The organism is Paenibacillus aestuarii (genome assembly GCF_027789125.1).
GTDB classification, from domain to species: Bacteria; Bacillota; Bacilli; order Paenibacillales; family NBRC-103111; genus Paenibacillus_E; species Paenibacillus_E aestuarii.
Map to the genome: position 1 here is coordinate 249,336 of NZ_JAQFVF010000080.1, position 25,288 is coordinate 274,623.

The following is a 25,288-nucleotide window of genomic DNA, read 5'->3' on the forward strand; positions in this document are numbered from 1 at the left end:
TTCTTAATCAAGACTTTCCTTATAAAACTTCGGACTTACACCAGTAACTCTCTTAAATACCCGACTGAAGTGCTCCGGATTCGTATACCCGATCTTTTCAGACAGATCCATGATCTTATATCCCATTTTTAGCAACCGTTTGGACTCTTCGATGCGCAATTTCGTTACGTATTGTGTAAAGCACTCGCCGACATTCTGTGTAAATATCCTGCTTAAATAAGTTTCTGTGACCCCAACCCACTGGCTAACCATACCTAGACTCAATTCCTCACAATAATGCTGGTGTATGAATTCTCTCGCCTTCTCAACGATACTATGGGACGAATTGATTTTTGGGCTAAGCTCATGAATAAAATGATAAATATCCGAACAAACCTGCTTGATCCATTGCAACGTATCCACAAGAGTATGAAAGTCTTTCAACTGTTCGAAAGGATTACTGCGGTCAAACACGCCGCCCCATCGAACTTCATGGGCATATAGCAAGGAGCTAAGCTCCCATAGGAAATCCGTGAACAGCAGCCTAGTCTCATGAACTTCGGATCTTACATTTTCTTCCAATATCTTCATACATAGGTCAAATTCAAGCTCCCATTGCATTTCATTCTTCAGTTGAAGCAATCGTACGATCTCAGCGCTTTTGGCTTTTAGGGTCATTCGCAGATCAGCGCTAATCTGCATGCATGTTTTCATTGCACTCTCTGGATAGAAGAACCTGCCATACCCTTCGAAAAAGGACAAAGCAACTAGGCTTCGCGCCTGATTCAGTAATCTTAGCCAATGCTTTCTGCCATCCAGTATCTCGCTGATTCCCATTGCTACACGAACATTCATACACTGCTCAAGTCTTGTCTTGATTATAGAGAGCGTAGTGTGAATAAGTTCACGAATCGCCATTTCACTTCTGAGCTGTTGAACCGTTAACAGGATGAATATTTCGTTCGCGTCCTCACAATAAACGAAATGTTTAAATAATGCCGAGTTCATCTCTGTCTGTATCGTCTGCTTCATCAGCTTTTTCGAAATCATCTTCGCTGAGCTTGAAATCGACACCGCAACAGCCACTTGATTGCTCTCCCCCAGCCAATTACACACTTCATCAACGATTCGGTAATACTCCATCCCATCCGCTTGAATACCTTCGCTAAAAAGCCCGGCGATCACATGATCTGGATCAGAGTTTACTTCTTTCACAGGGTATGTCATTTGCATATCATTCGAGACATCGAGCTCTTTTAACTTATGCCGGACTTTTTGCAGCACAGGCAAAATGTGCGATTCATCCATATCTACTATTACAATATAATCATAGGCTCCAAGCAAAAAGGCTTCACAAACATAACTACAATCACGATATGCGCTTAGGACGATTGGAATTGGTTGCTTCATCAGCAAAATATCGATATCATTTCTCTCTTGCAAAACAGCCAATGCTTCTGCTCCATCACTTACTTCTGCAACAATCTCCATATCAAGTTCTTTCCATACAAACATTTGATGTATAGTCGATCTCATAAGAGGCTCATCGTCTACAATCATGACTCTATACAAGCATCCATCATTCCTTTAAATATATACTTATGGAAAAGGATATAATAGCGATTGCACTAAGATTTGTGAAACAAATCCCCCCGCACATCACACGACTTCCGCTGTTAAGGTTCCCCTTGGATAATGTCCACTGAGGAGCTAGTGCCGATCCTTGTCGCTCCGGCAGCCAACATGGCACGTGCATCCTTGTTATTCTTTATCGCTCCCGAGGCCTTTACGCCCATAGTAGGACCTACTGCCGTACGCATCAATATGATATCTTCTACTATAGCGCCCCCACCGCAAAATCCAGTTGATGTTTCAACGAAGTCAGCACCCGCTGTCTTCGCTAAGAGGCAAGCAGCTATCTTTTCTTCTTCCGCCAATAAAGCCGTCTCCAGAATCACCTTCACGATGGCTTTGCCGTCTGCCACTCTAACGACTCCGCGAATATCTTCATATACGGACATGTAATCTCCCGACTTAAGCTGTCCAATCGGAAGGACCATATCAACCTCGGTCGCTCCATCAGTCAAAGCATTCGCCGCCTCAATAACTTTCAATGCAGGCGCTGAAGCTCCCAGTGGAAAACCAATGACCGTACATACCTTAACCGTACTGCCTGCCAGCTTCTCAGCTGCAAGCCTCACATAAAGGGGATTCACGCATACGGATACGAATCCCCACTCCGCGGCTTCCTCACACAACTTAATAATTTGTTCGGGGGTAGCTTCGGGCTTCAATAATGTGTGATCAATGAAAGAAGCCATCTGCTCCGGAGGAAAGGAGGCCAGGTCCCCCTCCTCCACTTTCTTGGATTCGATAATCGGTACAAGTTTATTCTTAATCGCTTCGATTTGATGGTGCATGGTTAACTTCTTCTCCTTATTATGTGATTCGATAAGAGCATCAAATCGCCGACCTCAACATTCATATTCACTCCGCCAACTATGCACAAAGTGCCAAATTTTTGTCAGCTACTACACTACTCTACTCAGAAAATGCAGTGCACATCCCCCGATTCTATCTCTCAAGGGAGCACTCATTAATAAAGCTCTCAAAAAGGACGGAGTGATTTACTTTGTTTTTCTGCATCATCTCAGGGTGCCATTGAACACCAACTATAAATCTCTCACCTGGAATTTCAATAGCCTCAATGACATCATCTTCAGCTCTTGCAGCTACTACTAAATTTTTGCCTAAATTTTTAACTGCTTGATGATGGAAGCTATTGATTCCTATACTGTTACTTGCAAAAATTTTTGCAAGTCTACTGTTTGTCTCCAAATTTACTTTTTGAGAAATATGCTCGATAGGGTATGACAATAAGAAGTGCTCATTTTTTGTAACGCCATCTTTAGTAAGATCTTGATGCAATGTGCCGCCAAGAGCCACGTTCAGCACTTGACAACCTCTACAAATTCCCAAAATCGGCATTTGATAATTCTCCAATGCCGATTTGATTAGTGCTAAATCAGTACGGTCCCTTTTCACAGAAACCTCTCCAACAGCACTTGAAGGGATTTCGTTAAAACAAAGTGGGCTCACATCATTTCCGCCAGTAAAAAGAATTCCATCAAGCTTCGCAAGAATAGGAAGGATTGTTTCTGGATTTTCAACGACTGGCAAAATCACTGGAATCCCTCCAGCTTTCTCAATGGCTTGAATATAGTCGTCTGCAAGAAGCTGCCATTCCTGGCTTGGTGCGCCAAGGTGAGACACAACCCCAATTTGTCCATTGGGACTAAAGCTACAACTAATCCCGATTATCGGTTTTTTCATTAAATCTCCTTCTTTCAATTCGTGTAAACTATGCTGCAATACTACTGCTATGATCTTTAACGACGATTTTATAAATGATAGTTCCCGCAATAAAACCTATGATCGCCGGTATTAACCATGTGAAACCTTGAGAACTGAAAGGTATTTTTGCCACAAATGAGTTAAAGGCATCAGATTTAATACCCATTGCATTAAAAGCATCATTTAAACTAAAGATGAATGTGAAACATACTGTTCCAATATAAGACCCTTTATTTGGCATATATTTCGTAAACAATCCTAAAATAACGAGCGAAATCGAAATTGGGTACAATGCAAGGAAGATAGGTGCAGCAGCTGAAATAAGTGCATCCACTTTAACATTTGCAAAAATTGCACTTATCAATGCATTAATAGCCACCCAGGTCGTATAAGAAATTTTATTCTTTGTTAGGTCTGTCAAGAAGTCACTAGTCCCACTTGTCAATCCGATTGCTGTAACCAAGCAAGCTAGTAAAACACAAAGTGCAAGTAGTGTCAGGCCGCCTTGTCCCATCAATTTTTGCATCAAATCTACTAACAACCTAGTTCTTTCAATACTATTGTTTGGAATGACTTGGCTGCCGCATGATCCAAGATAGAGCAATCCTCCGTAAATGACGAAAAGTCCAAGACCAGCAACAGCAGAAACATAGATTGTAATTTTCTTCAATTCTTTTCCCGCGTATCCTTTGGCACGGATTGCTGCGATGATAATATTCGCAACGAGCAACCCAGTCAATACATCGGCTGTTTGATAGGATTGAACAAAGGCATTCAAAAATGGTTGTGCTAAATGGGTTGAAATTGGCTTCCCAATAGGAGAGAAAATGGCAACGACAACGATTACTAGTAGCAATCCTATTTTAAAAGGCGAGAGGAATTTTCCAATTTTGTCAATAACCTTTGCTCTATTAGCAGAAACTAAAAACACAATAGCAAAGAAAAGGATGCTGAATAAGAGTGTGGGAAAACTAGGGAAAAATGGTTTAATAGCAATTTCATAGCTAGTTGCAGCAGTTCGCGGAACATTGATGAAAGTTCCAATGACGATCATGATGAGTGTGCAAAACACTTTATAAAACCAAGGTGCTATCGGCTTTGTTAATTCAGCGAATGTTCCTCCGCCAGCAGATACAGCTACAATTCCCAATACCGGTAAAATTACACCTGTAATTGTCATACCCAATAACGCCGGGACCCATTCTGTTCCCGAAGTAAAGCCAATAAAGGGGGGGAAAATAAGATTTCCTGCTCCAAAGAATATTGCAAATGTGGCAAATCCAATTACAATACTATCGATTAAAGTTTTATTCTTCATAGCTTCCTCCTAGATTAGCTCATTATAAAGAGAAACCCGCTATTTCAAAAACTACCCATTTAGAATATGTGCTTCTAACTCTTTAATCGCTTGGCTAATGTCCTTTGATTTAATTGCCTCGATGATTTGTTCATGTTCCTTTACATATCTGGAAATTTGATAATCTTTTCTACGAAAATAATAGGGGTTACTAAATAATCTTTCTCGGATGTTAGAAAGTGTTTGAATAAATAAGGAGTTTCCGTAAACTTCAGTAAGTTGAAGATGAAAAGCAGAGTCCAATTTCAAGAACTGAACTAGATCTTTGTTTTCAACACATTTTTTCTGTTCTTGAATGATTTCCTCAAGGATCTCCATTTGTTCCGCAGTCATCAGTTCAACTACTTTTGGAATGATAAAAGTTTCTATCGCTAAACGCAGTTCATACATTTCTTCTAGCTCTCGGACATTCAGTCCCAAAATTTGAATGCCATGCTTCGAAATAATTTTTACAAATCCTTCATTTTGTAACCTTTGCAAAGCGGTTATTATCGGTGTTCTACTTATCCCAAGCTCAGCTGCTAACTGATTTTGAGAAGTGAACCCGCTTTCCAAAAAATCACCTCTAATAATTTTGTTTTTAATTTCAATATACGCTGTTTCTTGAAGTGTTTTTTCTTTCAATGAAGACCCCTCCTAATTTACACTCAACTTACATGTAAGTTGGGTGTAAGATGATTTTGAATATACTCTTAATTGTAGGAATGTAAACGAGATTATTCGGGAACTCGTAGACACAAGCTACAAATCCCGTGTCCTCTTACAAGCCATTATCAAAATTTGTCCTCAATACAATGAAGGGGAGCCCCTCAAGTCTTTAGACCTTTTGGGACAACCTCCTAGAAAGTTATTGTATTTATTTTGAGAATATCCACTTCTGATTGTTGCCACCATTAGATTGAACAATTTTACTGCCAAAGGCATAAGTCAATCTTGTAAAACGCTTTCAATTAGAGTCTAATTGAAGTTTAGCTCTAATTAAATGATATTTCCTGCGAATTTCCCCTCATTTTTTATCCTGATCCCTTACAACTCACAGAATTACATGAGTCATAGGTTTGCCGAAGGACCGGCAGCAATAATTTCTTTATCCATATTTGAAAATTTCTCGAAATTGCGAGTAAACCGTTCGGCCAACTCCCAAGCAGCCTTCTCATACGCCTCTTGATCGTGCCAAGTATGACGAGGAACAAGAATATTGCTTGGAACCCCTTCCACGGAATTGGGACAAAGCACACCAAAGATCGGATCGACAGTAAATTTCGCTCGCTCGATACTCCCATTCAAAGCAGCGGTTACCATCGCACGGGTGAAAGTTAAATTTACCCTCTTACCTACGCCGTAGGGACCGCCCGACCATCCCGTGTTAACCAAATACACGTTTACTTGGTGCTTCTCAATTTTTTCTCCCAACAACCTTGCGTACACAGTTGGATGAAGAGGAAGGAAAGGTGCCCCAAAGCAAGTGGAAAATGTCGCCTCCGGCTCCGTTACTCCTCTTTCGGTACCTGCTAACTTCGAAGTATACCCTGACAAAAAGTGATACATCGCCTGTTCCTTTGTCAGCTTCGAAATAGGAGGAAGCACGCCGAAAGCATCAGCAGTTAAGAAAATGATGACGTTCGGATGGCCAGCCTTCCCTGGAATGACCGCACCAGGAATGAGATCGATCGGATAAGCGGCTCGCGTATTTTTTGTCGTCTGAGTATCGTTATAATCCGCTCTGCCTGTCCCCGGATCTAGAACGACATTTTCTAAAACCGAGCCATAACGGATAGCCTGCCAAATTTGCGGTTCCTTTTCTTCGGATAGATTGGCACACTTGGCATAACATCCGCCTTCAAAGTTATACACCCCTTGATCGGTCCAACCATGCTCATCATCCCCAATCAACCGGCGGTTTGGATCAGCGGAAAGCGTCGTTTTTCCCGTTCCTGATAACCCGAAGAATAAAGCAACATCGTCTTTCTCGCCCACATTAGCTGAACAATGCATTGGAAAAACACCCCGGAAAGGGAGCAAATAGTTCAAAACGCTAAAAATCGATTTTTTCATCTCTCCTGCATACTCGGTCCCTCCGACGAGAACCACTTTCCTTTCAAAGGAAATACAGATAAACGTTTCAGAGCGCGTGCCGTCCACTTCCGGATCAGCTTTTAAGCCCGGCAGTGCGATCACGGTGAACTCCGCACGATGGGTTTGCAATTCTTCCTGAGTCGGACGAACAAAAAGCTGCCGAACAAATAAATTATGCCATGCATATTCATTCACGATGCGAATGGGTAACCGATAGTCTGAATCCGCCCCGGCATAGCCGTCGAAAATAAACAAATCCTTGTCCGACATGTAGTCTTGCGCTTTTTGGTAGAGCCGCTCGAACTGGATCTCTGAGATAGGTTGATTCACAGCCCCCCAATCTATGTGATCCATGACGGAAGGCTCTTGGACAATGAACTTATCTTTGGGGGAACGTCCGGTATATTTCCCTGTATTTACTCGTAAGGCTCCTGAGGAAGCAAGAACCCCTTCCTTCCGTTCCAATGCTGTTTCGACCAGCGGGGAAACGGGCAAATTATATGATATATTACCTAATTTCAACTGCTGCAACTTGGCTTCCATTTTCATCAATTCCTTTCGTTGGTGTTATCTAAACATTGACGGTTATACCGCGGACATAGTTCCTATCTGTTCTTCTTTAGTTCTTACCCAATAGCTCCGCTCCTGCGATACCTGGGTTCGTCATTTCATACGGATCGAGAATTATTTGGAGCTCCTCTTCCGTTAAGACATTATATAAAAGGCATAGCTCCCGAACTGGACGCCCCGTTAGAATCGCTTCACGCGCGATCCTCGCTACGACTTCATAGCCCAGATGCGGGTTGAGCGCGGTAATGACCCCAACACTTTTCTCCACATACTCTTTACAGCGCTCTACGTTCGCTTCAATTTCTTCCAAACAATGTACACGGAAAACTTTGAAGGCTTGATTCATCATGCTGAGCGATTGAAGCAAATTGAATACGAGCACAGGCTCCATCACATTAAGCTCGAGCTGCCCCGCTTCGGAAGCAAGACAAATCGTATGGTCATTCCCGATGACCTGGAATGCTACCTGATTGATGACCTCAGCCATGACTGGATTGACCTTTCCTGGCATGATGGACGAACCGGGTTGCCGTGCAGGCAGATTCAGCTCACCGAGCCCAGTACGCGGTCCGGAAGCGAGTAATCTTAAGTCATTGGCAATCTTAGACATGTTGATCATGCAAACTTTCAACGCGGCCGACACTTCGGTATAGGCATCCGTATTTTGAGTTGCGTCCACCAGGTGATCAGCATTGGTAAGCGGCTGCCCGCTGAGCTCGGCGAGCAATTCCACAACCCGCTTAATGTAGCGGGGATCGGCATTCAGGCCGGTACCGACAGCTGTTGCACCCATGTTGACTTCGTACAGATGGCTGCGAGTTTGTTTTATCCGCTTGATATCGCGCTCGAGTACTCTGCTGTAGGCTTCAAATTCCTGCCCGAGTCGGATCGGCACGCCATCCTGGAGATGTGTCCGTCCCATTTTGATAACCCCATCGAATTGCACGGCTTTTTTACGAAATGCTGTGAGCATCTCCTCCATCGTAACTAGCAGCTTCTCAATTAAAGAAAGTGTTGCAATATGAATCGCGGTCGGAAAAGCATCATTGGTCGATTGAGCCATATTTACATGCGAATTGGGACTTACTTTAAAATAATCGCCTTTGATTCCCCCGAGAATCTCGATCGCCCGGTTGGCGATGACCTCATTGGTATTCATATTGATAGACGTTCCTGCTCCGCCTTGTATCGGATCGACGATAAATTGATCATGCCATTTGCCGTCCATAATTTCCTGTGCCGCTTGCACAACTGCCTGCCCAATCTTCGAATTCAACTGCTTAATTTCCATGTTCGCTGCAGCAGCCGCATGTTTAACGATTGCCATCGCGCGTATCAATTCTTCGTGAATACGGTAGCCGGTAATTGGGAAATTTTCCACTGCACGCAATGTTTGAATGCCATAATAGGCGTCGGATGGCACTTCCTTAGATCCAAGAAAATCTTTTTCCACTCTTTGTTCAGCTGTTTTCATCGTTGGTTCCCCCTTATTATTCTCTTACGCAGCCTGCTTGACAGACTCTAAATATTTCTTCCCTTTATTCTTGTCATACTGGCCTTCCCATTTAGCCATGACCACCGCGGCCATAGAATTGCCGATGACATTAACGACTGTCCGGGCCATATCCAGAATGCGATCAATCCCTGCGATAAAAGCCAGACCTTCGAGCGGAATCCCGACAGATCCGAGTGTGGCAAGCAGGACGACAAACGACGCGCCTGGCACGCCAGCAATTCCCTTTGAAGTGAGCATTAAGACAAGCATCAACATAATTTGAGAGCTAATCGACATATGGATCCCATACATTTGGGCAATAAATAATGCGGCTATCGCTTGATATAACGTGGACCCGTCCAAATTAAACGAATATCCCGTAGGGACGACAAATGACGTGATGGCCTTTGGCACGCCGAACTTCTCCATTTTTTCCATCATCTTTGGAAGTGCCGTTTCGGAGCTTGCTGTAGAGTAAGCCAGAATGAGTTCATCTTTTAATATGCGAACAATGGCCATAAGGCTGGTACCGCAAAGCTTAGCAATCAAACCAAGTACGATAACTATAAACAGGAACATGGCGATATACACGGCAAGCACCAATTTCCCCAAAGGAATCAATGAGCCTACACCGAATTTGGATACGGTAACGCCAATCAATCCGAATACACCGATCGGCGCAAATTTCATAATTTGATTCGTCACCCAGAACATCGAATCGGCAACGCCCTGGAAAAAAGATAATACAGGCTTTCCTTTATCGCCAATCGCGGCAACGCCCAAACCAAACAAAACAGAGAAGAAAATGATGGCCAGCATGTCACCGGCTACTAATGATTCAAAAATGTTTTTCGGGACGATATTGACAAATGTGTCGGCAAAGCTGTGACTGGTCAGAGCTTTCGTCGCTTCAACATATTTCGTAATATCGGTCTTAGCTAGTCCAGCCATATTGATCCCCGCTCCAGGCTGAAAGATATTCGCTATGACCAGGCCGAAAATAATAGCAATCGTCGTCACGATTTCAAAATAAAGAAGTGTCTTCCCTCCAAGTCTTCCAAGCTTTTTAATATCTCCTACTCCAGCCACTCCGACAATAAGAGAGGAAACGACGATGGGAACGACAATCATTTTAATCAAACGAATGAAAATGTCTCCCGCTGGTTTCAAATAACTTTCAATGGTTGGGTTACCATAAAAAATGGCTCCGACAATAATCCCTAATAGGAGTCCAAACAAGATTTGAAAGGCCAAACCAAATTTTTTCATAATCATTCTCCTTTGCTTAAAATTGTTAAGCGCTTTCTTTTCCTTCTGTATATAAATTTGAAATGTCTTGAATGAGTTTATTGTACGGGGAATCTACAGCAATCTATATGAATCTACATGTTGAGCAAAAATTGTTTGCTCCATCCTGCGTCGAATTATTCAACTCGTTTTTGGAATAATGAAGTAGTGAAGGATTATCTATAACCATGGAGGAATAATAAATACAAATGATGTCGATGTCTGTTTAAATCGCTAAGAAAGGAGACTGGGAAACCGCATTGAAAGAAAAATGGCTTCTTTTAATACTCATGGTCATTTCGGTTCCAATCGCGGGCGAATTGAATTTTTACCCGTTTCAAACTGATTTTCGGGTAAGTTTGGGCACCCCAGCCTTTTTTCTATTCCTCCTCTGGCTCCGTTCTCCCCCACCTCTTATCTCCGGATTACTTGTCGGCAGCTCGGTTACGATCTTTCGTACAGGACTTGAGGTAGCACTCGAACCGCATTGGAACTGGGGGGCTGCTTTTCAGCATCATTATCCGGTATTCTTTTATTATTTGACCTATGCGGCTGTGTTCGCGGCATTTCGAATGAACCGTCGTCATAACCGGCCACTTCTGATTGGAGCACTTGGTGTGACGTGTGAAATCGCTGCGACGTTGGCAGAGCTTTTGCTACGTTATTCGGCAACAGAGCAAACGACTACTTTCGCAACCTGGAATCAGATTGTTCTCATTGCTCTTTTTCGTAGTTTTTTCGTTCTTGGTTTTTTCAATTTGGTCAAATTGAGGCAGTCGAAAGCGGCCGAAGAGCAGAAGCGTAAAGAAAACGAGAAGATGCTCATGCTTATTTCTGAGCTTTACGAGGAAACGATTCAATTGAAGAAAACACTGCACAACGCAGAAAATATCGCCCGTGACAGCTACGATTTGTATCAATCGTTAAACGATGCACAGCATGGTTTTCATGAAGATCTAGCACAAAAAGCTCTCCGGATCGCCGGTGAGGTTCATGAGATCAAAAAGGACAATCAACGAATATATGCGGGTCTATCCAGCCTAATTTCGCACGATAGCGATTATATGCCAGTGGAAGAATTGGCTGATATCGTTCTACGCTCCAATCAGAAATATGCCCATTCACTTGGTAAGAAGATCGAATTCACGCTGCAAACCGAAGGGATCTTTCCTTTATGCCATGTTTACACAATTTTATCTTTGTTCAATAACTTAGTTGCCAATGCCGTAGAAGCGTTAAAGGAACAGGGAATGATTCAAATATGGGTTAAACGAGAAAAAGATAGGATTGTATTCAGTGTCGCCGATAATGGCCCAGGTATTGCGCCGAAATATCGAGAGAAAATCTTCATGCCCGGTTACACAACTAAATTCGATAAAAATGGCAATCCATCAACGGGAATCGGTTTGGTTTATGTGAATCAGGAAACAGAGCGTTTGCTCGGAAACGTCCAAGTTCAAAACAACCCCGAAGGGGCAGGTACTGTTTTCACCATCACATTGCCGATTGGCCAAATAGCAAAGGGAGATTAGCGCCATGCGTTTTTTTATAATCGATGACGATCCGGCCATCCGTTCCATGCTGGAACAAATTATCGAGGATGAGGATTTAGGAACTGTGGTAGGGGAAGCTCCTGACGGGGCGCAGGTTGATATCACTTTGCTAGAACTCAAGCAAGTAGACATCCTGCTTATCGATTTATTAATGCCCGTTCGTGACGGCATAGAGACCGTTCGCAAACTTTCCGGGAGCTTTGAAGGGAAAATCATTATGATTTCTCAAGTGGAGTCGAAGGAAATGATCGTCAAGGCGTACGCCTGCGGAATTGAATATTATATCACCAAGCCCATAAATCGATTGGAAGTTATTGCTGTTATTAAAAAGGTTTCTGAATTGCTGCTCATCCACCAATCCTTTCGAAGTATTCAAAAATCACTCCGTGCTGTCGGTTTCAGCGGCGCATTAACGGAAAAGGAGCCTTCTTCCAATGAAAAAAATATCATAACATGCGGAAACTATATGTTATCAGATCTCGGACTGATTGGGGAAGCCGGCAGCAAAGACTTGCTGGAGATGCTCGATTATTTATACCGTTATGAGGCCGAGCACTCACAGGAACAGGGCTTCCCGCAGCTTCATGAAATATACCATCAGATTGCTTTGAAAAAATTAGGTACCTCCGCTTCGACGATCGACTTGAAAAAAGAGATCAAAGCGGCCGAACAACGGGTGCGGCGAGCAGTGAATCAAGCCCTAACCCACTTGGCATCTCTTGGATTGATCGATTATTCGAATCCGAAGTTCGAGCAGTACTCAACCAAGTTTTTTGACCTGAGCGATATCCGAAAAATAATGAAAGCACTAGAAAATGATGAAACTTCTGCTCCCAGCTTAATCCGGCAAAACACAAAAAAGTTTATTCAAGTCCTTTATTTAGAATCTAGAAAGTTAATGAGCGGATGAAATTGGACGCCACAGGGTCACTTAAATGCCGCTATTTAGAGCTTAAGTAGGGTAAGACGGGGAAATACTTCCCCGAACTCCCCGTCAAACTGTGCATACGGATTTCCAGCACACGGCTTTCCTTCGTCAGTTCCCCATCTTCAGGAGTGAACTGGCTTCCCCGCTTCATTCACTTGCAAAATCTGGAACAGGCGTCACTTGTACGACCCCGCCGCCGGAGCGAAGCGACTTCGTCGCCGCACAGCCTACGGCTACGCTCATGCGCCCTGCCTGAGGCGATGCCACGGGCCTTTTACCAGTTAAGATCATATCTATAAAATCTTGGCAAATGATAGGATCAGCTCCGCCGTGTGTTCCTTCAGCTTCCTTAATTTCGTACACGCGATTCGCCAGCTCGCGCTCCGTATTCGAACGTCTCGTGTAAACAAACACTTTGTTATCCGGCTCGGAATTTTCAAGCCTTCCTTCCGTTTCGATGAACGTATAGTTACGGTGATAGTCGGGGGTAAAATGGCATTGCAGGTACGATGCCTTGATCCCACCCTCCAGCTCCATAATCACAACGTTATTGTCCTCTATATCGACTTCCTTGCGAAAAGCACATTGGATCAAATGTTTCCCGCTATATTCGGTGCAGGTGTCTTTCTCCGCGCAGTTCGGGCAGGTGAGATCATCAGGTTTGTCACCACCGTAGAAATCCAGCCCGCCAAAAGCGGAAACTTTTGTTGCGTAGCGCCCTGTAATCCAGTGGATCATGTCGATATCGTGCGAACCCTTCTGCAACAGCAGGCCTGTGGAGTTTTTCGAGTTCGCGTGCCAATCATGGTAATAGAAATCTCCGCCCCAACCAACGAAGTGGCGAACCCAAACGGCTTTAATCTCGCCGATCACGCCGGAATCGACAATCTCCTTCATCGTGCGAAACATATTCATGTAGCGCATATTAAAGCCAACCATGAGATGCTTACCGGATTTCCTCCAAGCTTCGAGAATGCGGTCGCAGCCTTCTGTCGTAATAGCCAGCGGCTTCTCACAAAAGACATGCTTGCCTGCCTCTAGTGCCGCGATCGCGTGCTCTTCGTGACAGTAATCCGGCGAGGTTATGGCAATGGCATCGATATCGTTGCGCTGCAGCAGCTCCCGGTAGTCCAACGTAACGAAAGCGTCGGGGTTTATTTTCTGCTTGAATGCCTCCAGTTTGTCTGGAACAATGTCGGCAGCCCCTGCAACAACGGATCGCCCCTCCGGTTTGTGCCAATATGCAGCGATACCTCCGCGACCGCTCGCACCGATCATACCAATTCTGACTTGACCCTTCGTGTCATGCATTTGGATCCCCTCCTCATTATCTTGTGATATTTGAAACCTGTTAAGCTCGAGTTTGCTAACTTCCTGCATCAGAAACGAAATCGGTGACCTTAGTGACTAAAGGCAAACTTAATATACGAATTAACGGAATTGATTACACTTTAGGAGCAGAGCAAGCCATCTTTATCAATAAAAGTGTTTTGCACATAGTGACGTACCTCACCCATGACGGAGAATACGTGAGCTTTAATTTTCCAGAGAAATTGTTCGCCTTCTATTCAGATAGCTCCATGGAAAAAAAACATGTTCATCCTTATACGAATTCTTCTCTCCTATCTTTGCTAATCGAAGGAGACTTGGAGTGGCAAAAGCAAATCCTGCACATTCTGTGGGAGATGGAAAAGAAGCTCGAGAGGAAGGAATGGAGATGGCAGTAAAGATTTCCATCCACACGGTTCAGTTATGGTTGCTTCTAATAGCCAACATTTCGCTATCCTCCGAGGAATCCTCTAAACAGAACAGGCTTCAGCAAGAGCGATTGCAACTCATGCTTAGTTTTATACACCAAAACTACATGAACCCGATTGCTTTGAAGGAAATCGCTGACGTAGTCCATCTAAATATTTCGGAATGCACTCGCAGCTTTAAAAAAAGCATCCAGTTGACTCCTTACGATTACTTGATTAAATATCGGATCAAAAGGAGCTGTGAGCTGTTAGGTACGACCGAGTTTACAATCAACGAAATAGCTGCAAAGGTTGGTTTTAATCATGTAAACCATTTTATTCAATCCTTTAAGAAGCATCGAAATATTACGCCTAGGGAATACCGGGAAATTCGGGATGAACAGCAAACATAATAACCAAAGGAAGTAAGCGCCCTGGTTTTCTTCTTGCAAAAAAGAACAGCCGAGTAAACTTTTACTCGAACTGCTCTTGAGTTCTGTTCGATTTTCCTTTTAACCTAAATCCGGCTTCTCCGTCAACTCAATAACCGCATTCTCCGTATGGTGCAATTCCAAAATGACGATTTCGTTCTTTCCTTCGCGAAGCAGAGGCGCCGGCAAGTATAAGGTCTTCTGAGGGCCTTGTTCCCAATAACGACCCAAGTTGAAGCCGTTAATCCAGACTACGCCCTTAGACCAGCCTTCCAAGCGAACAAACGTATCGCCTAACGAATCCGCCGTGAACTCACCACGGTAAAAAGCGGGCCGGTCTTTTCGTGGATTACTCTCCGGAATACGTCCGAAAGGAACCGAAGACGTAGTGTCTAACGGGAGCGGATAGATGGTCCAGTCGAACAAAAACTGGTTATTCATCCGAACCCCTTCGGTGATACCTTTAAAATCCTTCAAATGGGGCCCATAATTGACACGGCCCATATTTTCGACGACGATGTCAAGCTTTGCGCCTCCGGCCGGAATATCCAGCGGTAGCGACTGCTCGTTCCAGCGTTCCACAGTACCTTGATATATTCCATTCAGGAATATCTGCGCCCGGTCGTGTACTTCCTGCAAATGCAATTTCTCACCGTTGCGTGGCCCGGAAACATGCGTCGAATAAACGATAAAGCCGTAGCTTTGTCCAAGCTTCTCCATCGGCTCCGGGCAGACACTTCTTACTGGCTCGGAGAGCTGCTGCAAATGGTCAAGCAGGTCCGCTTTTTCGCTCATGGCGACGCGGCCATAGCTCTTCTTAGCAATTGGTTCCGGGAGTTCCGGGAACTCCTTCACATCCATGCCCAAATAGCTCGCAATGACGCTCCGTACTGCTCGGTATTTCTCCGTTATATCGCCGCATTCGGAAAGCGGAGAATCGTAATCGTAACTGGTGATTGTCGCTCCATACAGATCGCCATTATTTGCGCCGTCGTTAGCGCCATTGTAGAATCCGAAGTTCGTCCCCCCGTGGAACATGTAAAAGTTGACGGATGCTCCCGCCCGCAGCATGCGGTCGAATACATTCGCGGCATCGCCTGCATCGCGCGTATGATGCGGCTTCAGCCAATGGTCGAACCAGCCGTTCCAATACTCCATGCACACTAGCGGCTCATCGGCGCGATACTCGCGGAACTTCTCGAACGCTTCCTCCGGTCTGGAGCCGAAATTGACCGTAGCCAGCGTACCGGGAAGTGTCCCCCCTTGCAGCATTCCGTCCTCGGGTCCGTCGGAAGTAAACAGAAGCACATCTACGCCGCGATTCACAAGGCCGTCTCGTAAATAAGCTAAGTAGTTCTTGTCATTTCCGTAGCTGCCATATTCATTCTCGATCTGCATGGCGATGATCGACCCGCCGTTCGTGCTGAGCAGCGGAGTAAGTCGCGGGATCAAAGCGTCATAATATCTGTCAACTTTTTCTAGATACGTGTTGTCCATGCAGCGAAGCCGGATATCCGGGTATTGCAGCAGCCATGCCGGAAACCCGCCAAACTCCCACTCTGCGCAAATGTACGGGCTCGGACGCACGATCACATGCAGCCCCATATCCCCAGCTAGCTTGGTAAAGCGTTCCACGTCCGCAAGCCCTTCAAAGTTGAATACATTCTCCTGAGGCTCATGCAAATTCCAAGCTAGGTAGGTTTCTACCGTATTGAACCCGCAGGCTTTCAGTTTAAGCAACCGGTCTTCCCAATACTCGGGCACAACCCGAAAGTAATGAATAGCTCCGGATATGATTTGAAAAGGTTTTCCATCTAAAAGAAACTGCTTGTTTTTGGCTTCTAAAATGGCCATATTATTCCCTCCGGCATTTGATTGCTAATAATTTTGTCATTACTTATCATCGCTGAAACTATACCGGATACTCAATCTCCAAAATGAGCATTTTCTATACCAAATGCGCCAAATCGATGATATCTTGAAACTATGTTGGACGAACGAAAAGAATAACGACATGGTTGATTACATAAGAGCTAATATCGTTAGTACCTGAATTCGTTATGTTAAAAAACTAAACCATGTCCAGTTTCACGGGCATGGTTTAACTTCATTTCTTATTTGTGTAGAGCTTTACCCCGATTAGGATGAGACAAACATTTTATCATCCAAACAATCAATTGCTTGTACTAGGTTTACTGTAAATTGAACACTCTGGCTATTTATCGCTTGTGCATCCTTCAGACATCATGCTTCTTCCAACTTAAAACACTCTGCCACCTTCTTGCTTGTTGAACTTTTTCAACTCTTTCTTGGCGTCGATGCTTTTTTTCTTTATGAACTTCTCTCTCTGCTTGACTCATAGACTTTGCTTTAAAAAAAATTTCACTAATCTCTTTAGAAACTCTCTCCCTATCAAGTTCTTTACGCATTTGAAGCGCTCCCCACGATTCACCTTGATCCCAAGCGGTTTGTAATTCAAATGCCACTTTATCCGCAAGCTCTTCTGTAGGCAATTCCATTATAGGAGAATCAAACACACCATCAGCTACAATAACCAAATATTTACCCTCTTTGATGACCGATTTATACAATTGTTATTATCTCCTTTTAAGAAGCTTACAAAGTATTAACAATCTTTCCCTCTATATTGCTTTAAGAAGATTCAGCATAAACACCGGCAATTAATACACTCTTAAGTCATCCCAACAACTGAACGTCCTATAGATACATTTCCTGGTCAATTTTTGTTATCAATCCAGAAATTTGTTGATATCCCTTTTCATCAAAGACCGTTACTACAACGAACTGCCGATCTAGAAGGGCTTCAGACATCACAATTGCAATCTTCTTTTCTTCACGATTAGTTGCCATAAATCAATCACCTCACAGGAGAACGTTAGTTCCTAGTATACTTTAGTCGAGATAGCCAGTAAAAAATTTGTACTCTAGAACTACAATAAAAATAAAAGTCTGCTCCAGAAATTTCAAGAGAGCAGACTTTAGCTTATACACATCACAGCTCCCGAGCGAATGATGGTTTCCTTTGGAATAACGATATACTCCGCGCCTCAGCCTTCAAGCGCCGGTCCCACAAATACTCTTGAACTTTTTGTTTCTAATTCGTTAAATTCACTCACCGCTTTGCCTTATAAAACTCATGATACAACTTCATCAGCGCCCGCTTCTCTATCCTTGACACGTAGCTCCGACTAATCCCCAGCTCCTTCGCAATCTCCCGCTGCGTCCGCTCCTCGCCGCCAAGCTCCAACCCAAACCTGCCAACAACGACCTCTTTTTCCCGGTCATCCAATATATCTAAATTCTTATAAATTTTGCTCTTCTCAATCTTGAGCTGCACCTTCTCCACGACATCGTCGGCTTCCGTTCCGAGGATATCGATCAAAGTGATCTCGTTGCCTTCTTTGTCCGTGCCGATCGGATCATGCAACGAAACATCCTTCCGCGTCTTCTTTAGCGAACGAAGATGCATCAGGATCTCATTTTCGATACAACGCGCTGCGAACGTCGCCAGCTTCGTACCCTTATTTGGCGAGAACGACTCGATCGCTTTAATGAGCCCAATGGTACCGATGGAGATGAGATCCTCGAGATCCTCACCCGTATTATCGAATTTTTTCACTATATGGGCGACTAACCTTAGATTGTGCTCGATCAGCATATTTCTTGAATGGTCATTGCCTTCAGCCATCAGCCTAAGGTGCTTCTCTTCTTCTTCTTCGGTTAGAGGTTGTGGAAACGCATTATTCTTGACATAAGATACAAGCAAAGTTAGCTGCTTGATCAACAATGCAATTGCGCTAAACAGTCCAGGCATTCCAGCCACCCCCTTGAGGTTTTGCGGATCATAGCTGCTTCGGAAGTCTCCGCTTAGAGATTAGTATTAGTGTATGTGGGTTTGTGCCTAGAAGTGCCTGTACGTAATAAGTTACTTCAATTCGTCTGCGTCTGGGAACGTTCGATTGATACTAAACTGAGACAGCAGCTTTAATCTTCTTTCATTAAATTCAGCCATCGCTTTCTCTTTTGAGATCTCCATCAAATAAAACCTTAGGTTAATATTCATAACCTCTCTGTAGCTTCTAATTTCAGACATGTTAAAGAATCCCATCGAAGAATATGACCTTACGCAAAGCCAGCTTGAACGGATTGAGAATGAGATCCATATCATTCTTAAACGTATTCCGTATGCTCAGAAACTTTGTGTATGGTCATGACTAATCCGGAGTTCCGCGCTTTACACCGCTACAACGTAGAAGAAAAGAAGAAAAAGAAGATGAAATCCATCATGAAACTATGTGGTAAAGTAGCTCGCTTGTTAGTCGGTCTGGCTAGAAGCAGCGAGGAATACGATTCAACTCGAGTTTTCCCAAAAGAAGCTTAAAAAAAGATTATTCTCACCAGCTCATGCATTCGCAGGATGAAGAAGCACGGAGTATCGGGAGACGTTGCGCAAAAGGGCTCTGACCCGTTCCGTTAGAAAGACCGACCTCCACCCCTTAGTTTAGATGTGACGAAGCATTCCTGTAGAGCGTTAATTTTTGGCTTTGTAAAAAGAAAAGCTCCCTCGTAAGATGGAATTGTGCACTGGGTCAATAGCCCGAATATTCCGATCTAGGAGGATGCTTCACTATGAAGTTTAAGCAGAATGACGTCCAAAATCAACGGATAGAACACATTACCAGTTATCATCTTGTTGTTGGTATCGACATCGCCAAAGAGACTCAAGTCGCTCGAACTGTCACCTTCCGTGGTATCGAGTTGGGTAGGCCCTGTTCTTTTAAAAACGACGATGTTGGTTTTCAAAAACTACTAATTTGGATTAAATCTATACAAAAACAACACTTAAGGTTACCGTCGCTTGTATCAGTCGCTATATTGCAGGCAAAATGATTTCAATCGTTGTTCCTTTCCCCACGGTGCTTCGGATGTCAAAAATACCGTTATGATTTTGAATAATGCCTTTACTGACCATTATACCTAAACCAGTTCCAGACTCTTTTGTTGTAAAAAACGGCTGTCCTATTTTCTGAAGTACTTCTCCCGGAATACCGCATCCATTGTCAACAAAATTTATGGAAATACTCTTTATCAATTTTTTAACCTCAATGCGCAGTTCTCCCCCGTCAGGCATCGATTCAATGGCATTTTTCGTCATATTGATAAATACTTGTTTAAGGCTGCTATGGCATTTAATTAGAGGCAAATCCGCTTCGAAATACTTCTTGATTTCAACGTTATAGAGTTTTGCATGTGCCTCTAGAAGTGTAACAACATGATCCAACATACACGAAACGCTTCCAAAACCAAAATTCTCTGTGGCAGGCTTGGCCAATACCAATAATTCACTGACAATCTCATTGATTCTATCTATTTCGGCCAACATGACTTTATACCGTGTTTTCTTTTCAGAATCCTCATTTAGAATCACCTGAACGAATCCGCGCAAACATGTTAAGGGATTCCTAATTTCATGAGCGATTCCTGCCGCCAACTGCCCCACCATAGATAGCTTTTCGGATTCTCTTATCTTCTCTTCCTTTATTTTTTGCTCGGTAATATCGACTATTTGAGATATGAAATGTAATAATTCCCCTTTGTCGTCCCGCTCGACAGTGACACTTAGCAATCCCCAGATCACTTCACCGGATTTATGAATATATTTTTTCTCCAATCTGTAACTGTCGATCTCACCGGCAATCGATTTAGCCCTCAACTCCAAATTAATTTTTAATTCTTCCGGATATGATACATCTTGGAAGGTGAGGTTGATTAATTCATTTTCACTATATCCTAGCATCTTGCAGATAGACTGATTCACTTTCATAAATTTTCCACCCGGGGATACAAAAGCCATACCGATAGGTGAGTCCTCAAATGCTTTTATAAACAAATGCTGATCTTGCCATCTTTTTTCGAGCATATTGGTCTCCGTTTTACTATTAATCTGGCAGTCATTAAGAAGATTTCTCACCTGATTATATAACTTAATAAGAGAGCAAACCATGATCTTTTTAGTCATAACAAAAGACGTGGGTAAGGCAATTTTTCAAAATGCATTGACTTGCTTTATTCAAGAAACTGAGAACAAGATTCGCTCTGGTTCAACTGATGAGCTACAAATGAAATGGATTGAAATCAAAAATCATATTACCTTGGACGACGAGGCATCTCGAAATATGGCACCGGTAAATTGGAACTAATCTGTCCGTTAATCAGTTGAAAAATACTCCTCCCTGCCCTCTGTCGGGAAAGAAATAATGTTCTTGTCATCCGACATTTCGGGTCTTCTTCTTCTCCTAGGCATACATCCAACCCAAGTTTTGACCCTGGGCATAAACTGGTTATAAGTCTTATTTCAATAAGGAGTGAGCCTCGAATTATGGGATATATGCAACAAACGTCTCCCTATGCCCTGAGTCCCTGGGGGCTTCAACAATGTATATTCCGTTTCACGTATATGCGGCTTAGAAACGGAGACAATTTCTGGTTTTTCTTGACGACTGTCAGGCATCAAAGAGTTTATGGCTATAGGTTTTTCGGCGGAAGATGGAATCATTATTCGATTGCATTAAGAGATATTGTTTCTTTCCATTGTTCTCCTCCGACTCCAACTCCATATTAAAACACTGCGCCGAATGAAGAAAGCAGACCCAAACATCGTCCACATCTTAGGATCAATTGCGACATTGCTATTACTCCCAAAAAGAACGCCAATCGTTATAGATTAGCGTTCTTTTTGCATGACATTATACTGGATCATTAGTAGCAGAATGTACAGCCCATTCGCTAATTATAACAAGCACACATGTTGGATTAAACTGCCATTTAGCTTAACGGCTACGTGAAAAAACATTTACTAATCCAACCTATACTACCACCGCGATTATGCGCATATGTTTGTGTCGCAAAACGATTAAGTACCTATGTTTGTGTCGTGGGCTCGCGACACAAACATAGGTGCTTTGAATTAAAAAATCCCCGATTCCAGAGATTTGAAAGCACACATGTTTGTGTCGCTGTATAGCCTCTCTTTCCTCAGTATCTTTACTTTCAACATACACTTCCGACAAAAGCCATTTTTCTTATTTTTCCAGATTTATTAGAACTAAACTCCCATTAGCTGAACAGCCTGCCGTATCACGCTGGCAAGCTGTTTAATTAAAGCAACGTGTCCGATAGCTGAATAGGTTATTATTTGTTATCATGGTATGCCTTCTTTATCCTTTCAATTTGAGCAAGGTGGTTGCGGACATGTTCGACGCGGTATTCCATCAATTGCTTAAATGTGAACCGTCCCTGATCGACATATACCCCCACTCGCTCGCTTTGTTCACTAGTTAGATTGTCTAGAATTGTCTGCATGCTGGAACGTAGGAATTTGAATAGAAGCAAATACTGCTCGCGGTCCAATAAATCATACTCCAAGTTATTCACCCATGCGTCTTGATCAAATGAAATCAGAATTGGCTCATCTTCCGCCAGGACTTTTTTTAGTCGAGATGTGGACGAAATCTCTGAGTCTGTTATATGTATAAGGATTTGATGAATGCTCCATTTGTCTGAAGCAGGCTTGAATCCTTCGATCGCATCCCGAAGCATTTCGTATCCTAAGGCATACTCCTTAAATAAGTCCTCCAATTCAATCACCCTCCTTTTTTATTTAAACCAACTTACCAATCAGAGCAGATAGTACCCTTAGAAAGATACCAATAATTCACTTAGTTCAAATCCCCTTAGTTAGCATAATGCATTATTGCTCTTGTTATTGATACACATGCCCTCGGCTATTTGTTGAACACATTTAACTCCTCCGATATATTCAACAAGTGATTAAGTTTTTAAGACTCTTAGTTATAAAAAAAACCAACAGGATAATTCTCATCTTCTTCAGCCTCTACATCAGGGTAACGACTGAATACTTTTTGAAAATTACCTTGTTTGATCAAGTGGTCGACAAGTTCTTCGATTCTTTCCCTTCTTATTACGTCAATTAGCAGCATGTCACTGGACCAAAAATATGAACCGTTCATGCATTCACCGGTTTGTATATTCTTTTGCCTCAACGTTTCGATATTTTTGTAAGTGAAACAGCTTGCGATCCATTTGGATCGATCCGGAAATACAACAATAACATCGGTACTTTCATCGTTACAATCCCATGAGCCTAAAGGCCATGTTTCAGCTTCTATCCATATATGACGTTTCGAATAGTTCATGCATGTCTCCTCTAATTAGGAAGAATTTGAGCAAACGTGTCCGTTAGATTAATAACGTTTTGGTCTCCAATTCACCATTCTGTTCACTTCTTCAAAGGTTTTACATCCCATTAACTTTATCGCATTTGTTCGAATGACGGGGTTGCTTTCAAAAGCTATCCACTCTGCAATTTCTACCGAAGCGAGTGTTTTCACGTCATAATGCTCACATAGTATCATTTGTTATATAAAGTCGATTTCAGAAAGAAAGTCGTCTAATCCCCCTCTCTAACAAAAAAAAGCGAAAGACGCCCTATTTCAGTGCGTCTTTCGCCTATCAAAATTATATCACAATCTCCATGTTAATAAGAAGACCTAAATTGCAGGTTCCTTCGTTCCAGACTTATTGTCTTCCAACCTTTTCAACTGTTCTATCAATAATGGAGCCGAGCCTAACACGATGATATTCCTGCGGGGCCATTTCTGTATATTCCCTAAAACGTGAGCAGCTACTTTGGGAGAGAGAGGCTAGCTCCGCTAGTTCCTTAATCGCCCAATATATCGACACAATCAGTTACTTAGCAGAAGCACCGATTCCCCTGGGAATGTCCGGACTTCTCTATCGGACTATGCTCTATTCTATATTCTGCTTACATGAAGTCGCGAGCATTATTTCCACTCGCCTTGAATCTTGCTCGCCTGCAGCTCTTTATTGACGTCGTCAATCATTTGCTTACCGCCTTTAGCCATAAATTCCTGCACCATTTTATCCCAATCGGAAACAGGTCTCTGGCCGATAATCATCTTGGTTGTCTCATCCGTAATGTATTTGTTAAGGTCGTCGCGCTTCTCCATCAGAGTCGGCGAGATGATGCGATTAATTGGATTGATGTAATATTTCATATTATGCAGCATGTCGGCGAGGGCTTGATTTAATTGTTTCCCTCCCGCCGATTTTTCCGTTTTCGTGAATTGGAACAGGTCTTCGTCGTTCATCACCCAACCCCCATCTAAAATATAGGCATTAGGCGCGACGTTCGAGCGGTTTTCCGGAATCGGCTGCGCGATGCCGTCGATCATTTTGTAGCCTTTCCCTTCTCCACCGTTCAACCAGTTAAAGTATTCATTTTTAGGATTTTTCTCTTCAAGCGGAACGTTTTTATGGAAATAATCGATCATTTCAAGAATACGCTTTACTTTTTCCGGATCGTTTTTAAGCTTGGACGAAATCATATACATACGGTACCATCCACTACCGAGCGTAAGGCCTTGGGAGCCGTCCGTTGCCTTGAACGGAGGAATCGGTACGACTTCCGCCTTAGGGTCGTTTTGCTTGAGCGTCTCAAAGTCAATCCCGTTGCCCGTACTGAGTCCTGGCTGTTCGTACCAAATGCCGACCTTACCGGCATTAAATGCCTTAAACACGTCTTTATAGGCCAAGATAGCCCAATCCTTGTTAAGAAGACCCTGCTTCTGCAGATCGGCCAGGAATTCGATTTTTTCTTTGTTCCCTTTTGCAATGTTGCCAGGAATATACTGACCGCTGTCATTATTGTGATACCAGGTAGTGTTGCTGTAATAAGCGCCGAACGACGGATCGTAGTAAATGCCTTTTGACAGTCCAAGTCCGGTCGTGTCGTCCTTGCCGTTGCCATCCGGGTCGTTCTTCGTGAAAGCCGTAACGACCTGCTTCAGCTCGTCGTAATTGGTCGGCATTTTCAAGCCAAGCTTATCGAGCCAATCTTTGCGAATTAAAGGCTTTTTCCCGCCTTTAGGAGAGAAGTAATTCGGTATGCCATAGACCTTGCCGTCCACTTTGAGGGAGTCCCACACAAAATCCGGTACCGCTTTGGTCGATTCATACTGCTTCAAAAACTCATCGAGAGGCAAGAATGCGCCTTGTTTCGCCCATTTCAAATAGTTTGCGTTGACCTCCTCCATGCCAATGACGTCCGGAATATCGCCCGAGGCCATCTTAACGGCAAGCTTTTCGTCATAGGTATCAAAGGGGATGAATTGCGATTTAAAATCAACGTTGAACTTTTCGTTAATCGCTTTTACGGCTTCTCCATCCGGCGGCGGAACCGGGTTTTCCCAAGTACCGTCAAACCAGTTAATGGTTAATTTTTTATTGTTGTCCGATTTGTTATCAGCTGTTTTGGAGTCAGTCGTCGTTTTCAGGCTTTCCTTCGGAATAGCTGTCTGCTCGCCTGAACAGCCTACTATGCTGCTAGTCATAGCGACCGAGAGCAGGACGGAAACGAAGTGTTTTTTCATTTTTTTACCCCCTCCTTAAAATAAGCATC

The 25,288-nt window shown here is 43.3% G+C and carries 21 protein-coding genes and 1 pseudogene; 5 read left to right on the forward strand and 17 right to left on the reverse strand.

The features are described from left to right. Positions 1-3: 3 nt before the first annotated feature. From O9139_RS27705 to O9139_RS27740, 8 genes are all read right to left on the reverse strand, one after another. A complete protein-coding gene (locus O9139_RS27705; RefSeq protein WP_270884991.1) occupies positions 4-1,539 on the reverse strand; it encodes a response regulator transcription factor in 1,536 nt (511 codons plus the stop codon). A gap of 116 nt (positions 1,540-1,655) precedes the next feature. Then, positions 1,656-2,300: a deoxyribose-phosphate aldolase gene (deoC, locus tag O9139_RS27710; protein WP_270885018.1), complete on the reverse strand. Its 645-nt coding sequence runs from the start codon at positions 2,298-2,300 to the stop codon at positions 1,656-1,658. Between the two features lie 253 nt (positions 2,301-2,553). After that, positions 2,554-3,312: a gamma-glutamyl-gamma-aminobutyrate hydrolase family protein gene (locus O9139_RS27715; protein WP_270884992.1), complete on the reverse strand. Its 759-nt coding sequence runs from the start codon at positions 3,310-3,312 to the stop codon at positions 2,554-2,556. Between the two features lie 28 nt (positions 3,313-3,340). Next, entirely contained in the window at positions 3,341-4,651 is a 1,311-nt protein-coding gene (brnQ, locus tag O9139_RS27720) for a branched-chain amino acid transport system II carrier protein (protein WP_270884993.1), read from the reverse strand. 51 nt (positions 4,652-4,702) lie between these two features. Beyond that, positions 4,703-5,314, reverse strand: coding sequence for a GntR family transcriptional regulator (locus O9139_RS27725; RefSeq protein ID WP_270884994.1), 612 nt, complete (start codon positions 5,312-5,314; stop codon positions 4,703-4,705). 426 nt (positions 5,315-5,740) lie between these two features. Further along, positions 5,741-7,309: a phosphoenolpyruvate carboxykinase (ATP) gene (pckA, locus tag O9139_RS27730; RefSeq protein WP_270885019.1), complete on the reverse strand. Its 1,569-nt coding sequence runs from the start codon at positions 7,307-7,309 to the stop codon at positions 5,741-5,743. Between the two features lie 76 nt (positions 7,310-7,385). Continuing rightward, positions 7,386-8,810 (reverse strand): aspartate ammonia-lyase, encoded by a 1,425-nt coding sequence (gene aspA / locus O9139_RS27735; protein WP_270884995.1) that lies wholly within the window; start codon positions 8,808-8,810, stop codon positions 7,386-7,388. Between the two features lie 24 nt (positions 8,811-8,834). Continuing rightward, the gene (locus O9139_RS27740) at positions 8,835-10,100 is read right to left on the reverse strand and encodes a cation:dicarboxylate symporter family transporter (RefSeq protein WP_270884996.1); all 1,266 of its coding nucleotides are present in this window, start codon (positions 10,098-10,100) and stop codon (positions 8,835-8,837) included. 278 nt (positions 10,101-10,378) lie between these two features. Between O9139_RS27740 and O9139_RS27745 the strand changes: the two genes are divergently transcribed. Beyond that, positions 10,379-11,650 carry a sensor histidine kinase gene (locus O9139_RS27745; RefSeq protein WP_270884997.1) on the forward strand — a complete coding sequence of 424 codons (1,272 nt, stop codon included), beginning with the start codon at positions 10,379-10,381 and terminating at the stop codon, positions 11,648-11,650. Between the two features lie 4 nt (positions 11,651-11,654). Then, entirely contained in the window at positions 11,655-12,581 is a 927-nt protein-coding gene (locus tag O9139_RS27750; protein WP_270884998.1) for a response regulator, read from the forward strand. A gap of 165 nt (positions 12,582-12,746) precedes the next feature. Here O9139_RS27750 and O9139_RS27755 read toward each other — a convergent pair whose 3' ends face one another. Beyond that, entirely contained in the window at positions 12,747-13,910 is a 1,164-nt protein-coding gene (locus O9139_RS27755) for a Gfo/Idh/MocA family protein (protein WP_270884999.1), read from the reverse strand. A gap of 71 nt (positions 13,911-13,981) precedes the next feature. Here O9139_RS27755 and O9139_RS27760 point away from each other — a divergent pair. Next, a pseudogene (locus tag O9139_RS27760) lies at positions 13,982-14,748 on the forward strand (helix-turn-helix transcriptional regulator); the annotation flags it as partial. 99 nt (positions 14,749-14,847) lie between these two features. Here the strand turns inward: O9139_RS27760 and O9139_RS27765 are convergent. From O9139_RS27765 to sigK, 4 genes are all read right to left on the reverse strand, one after another. Next, a complete protein-coding gene (locus O9139_RS27765; protein ID WP_270885000.1) occupies positions 14,848-16,620 on the reverse strand; it encodes a glycoside hydrolase family 35 protein in 1,773 nt (590 codons plus the stop codon). 383 nt (positions 16,621-17,003) lie between these two features. After that, positions 17,004-17,357: a hypothetical protein gene (locus O9139_RS27770; protein ID WP_270885001.1), complete on the reverse strand. Its 354-nt coding sequence runs from the start codon at positions 17,355-17,357 to the stop codon at positions 17,004-17,006. A 127-nt stretch (positions 17,358-17,484) separates the two neighbouring features. Next, entirely contained in the window at positions 17,485-17,637 is a 153-nt protein-coding gene (locus tag O9139_RS27775) for a hypothetical protein (protein ID WP_270885002.1), read from the reverse strand. Positions 17,638-17,899: 262 nt separating this feature from the next. Then, positions 17,900-18,601, reverse strand: a complete 702-nt coding sequence (sigK, locus tag O9139_RS27780) for an RNA polymerase sporulation sigma factor SigK (RefSeq protein WP_270885003.1) — start codon at positions 18,599-18,601, stop codon at positions 17,900-17,902. An 815-nt stretch (positions 18,602-19,416) separates the two neighbouring features. Between sigK and O9139_RS27790 the strand changes: the two genes are divergently transcribed. After that, positions 19,417-19,677 (forward strand): hypothetical protein, encoded by a 261-nt coding sequence (locus O9139_RS27790; RefSeq protein WP_270885004.1) that lies wholly within the window; start codon positions 19,417-19,419, stop codon positions 19,675-19,677. On the opposite strand, the gene O9139_RS27795 is transcribed toward O9139_RS27790, so the two are convergent. Then, the gene (locus O9139_RS27795) at positions 19,658-20,707 is read right to left on the reverse strand and encodes a PAS domain S-box protein (protein WP_270885005.1); all 1,050 of its coding nucleotides are present in this window, start codon (positions 20,705-20,707) and stop codon (positions 19,658-19,660) included. The genes O9139_RS27790 and O9139_RS27795 overlap by 20 nt on opposite strands. 82 nt (positions 20,708-20,789) lie before the next feature. On the opposite strand from O9139_RS27795, the gene O9139_RS27800 reads away from it, so the two are divergent. Next, a complete protein-coding gene (locus tag O9139_RS27800; RefSeq protein WP_270885006.1) occupies positions 20,790-20,987 on the forward strand; it encodes a hypothetical protein in 198 nt (65 codons plus the stop codon). A 991-nt stretch (positions 20,988-21,978) separates the two neighbouring features. On the opposite strand, the gene O9139_RS27805 is transcribed toward O9139_RS27800, so the two are convergent. From O9139_RS27805 to O9139_RS27815, 3 genes are all read right to left on the reverse strand, one after another. Next, the gene (locus O9139_RS27805) at positions 21,979-22,425 is read right to left on the reverse strand and encodes a DinB family protein (RefSeq protein WP_270885007.1); all 447 of its coding nucleotides are present in this window, start codon (positions 22,423-22,425) and stop codon (positions 21,979-21,981) included. Between the two features lie 209 nt (positions 22,426-22,634). Further along, positions 22,635-23,003 (reverse strand): hypothetical protein, encoded by a 369-nt coding sequence (locus tag O9139_RS27810; protein ID WP_270885008.1) that lies wholly within the window; start codon positions 23,001-23,003, stop codon positions 22,635-22,637. Between the two features lie 648 nt (positions 23,004-23,651). Continuing rightward, positions 23,652-25,259, reverse strand: a complete 1,608-nt coding sequence (locus O9139_RS27815) for an extracellular solute-binding protein (protein ID WP_270885009.1) — start codon at positions 25,257-25,259, stop codon at positions 23,652-23,654. Positions 25,260-25,288 lie beyond the last annotated feature (29 nt).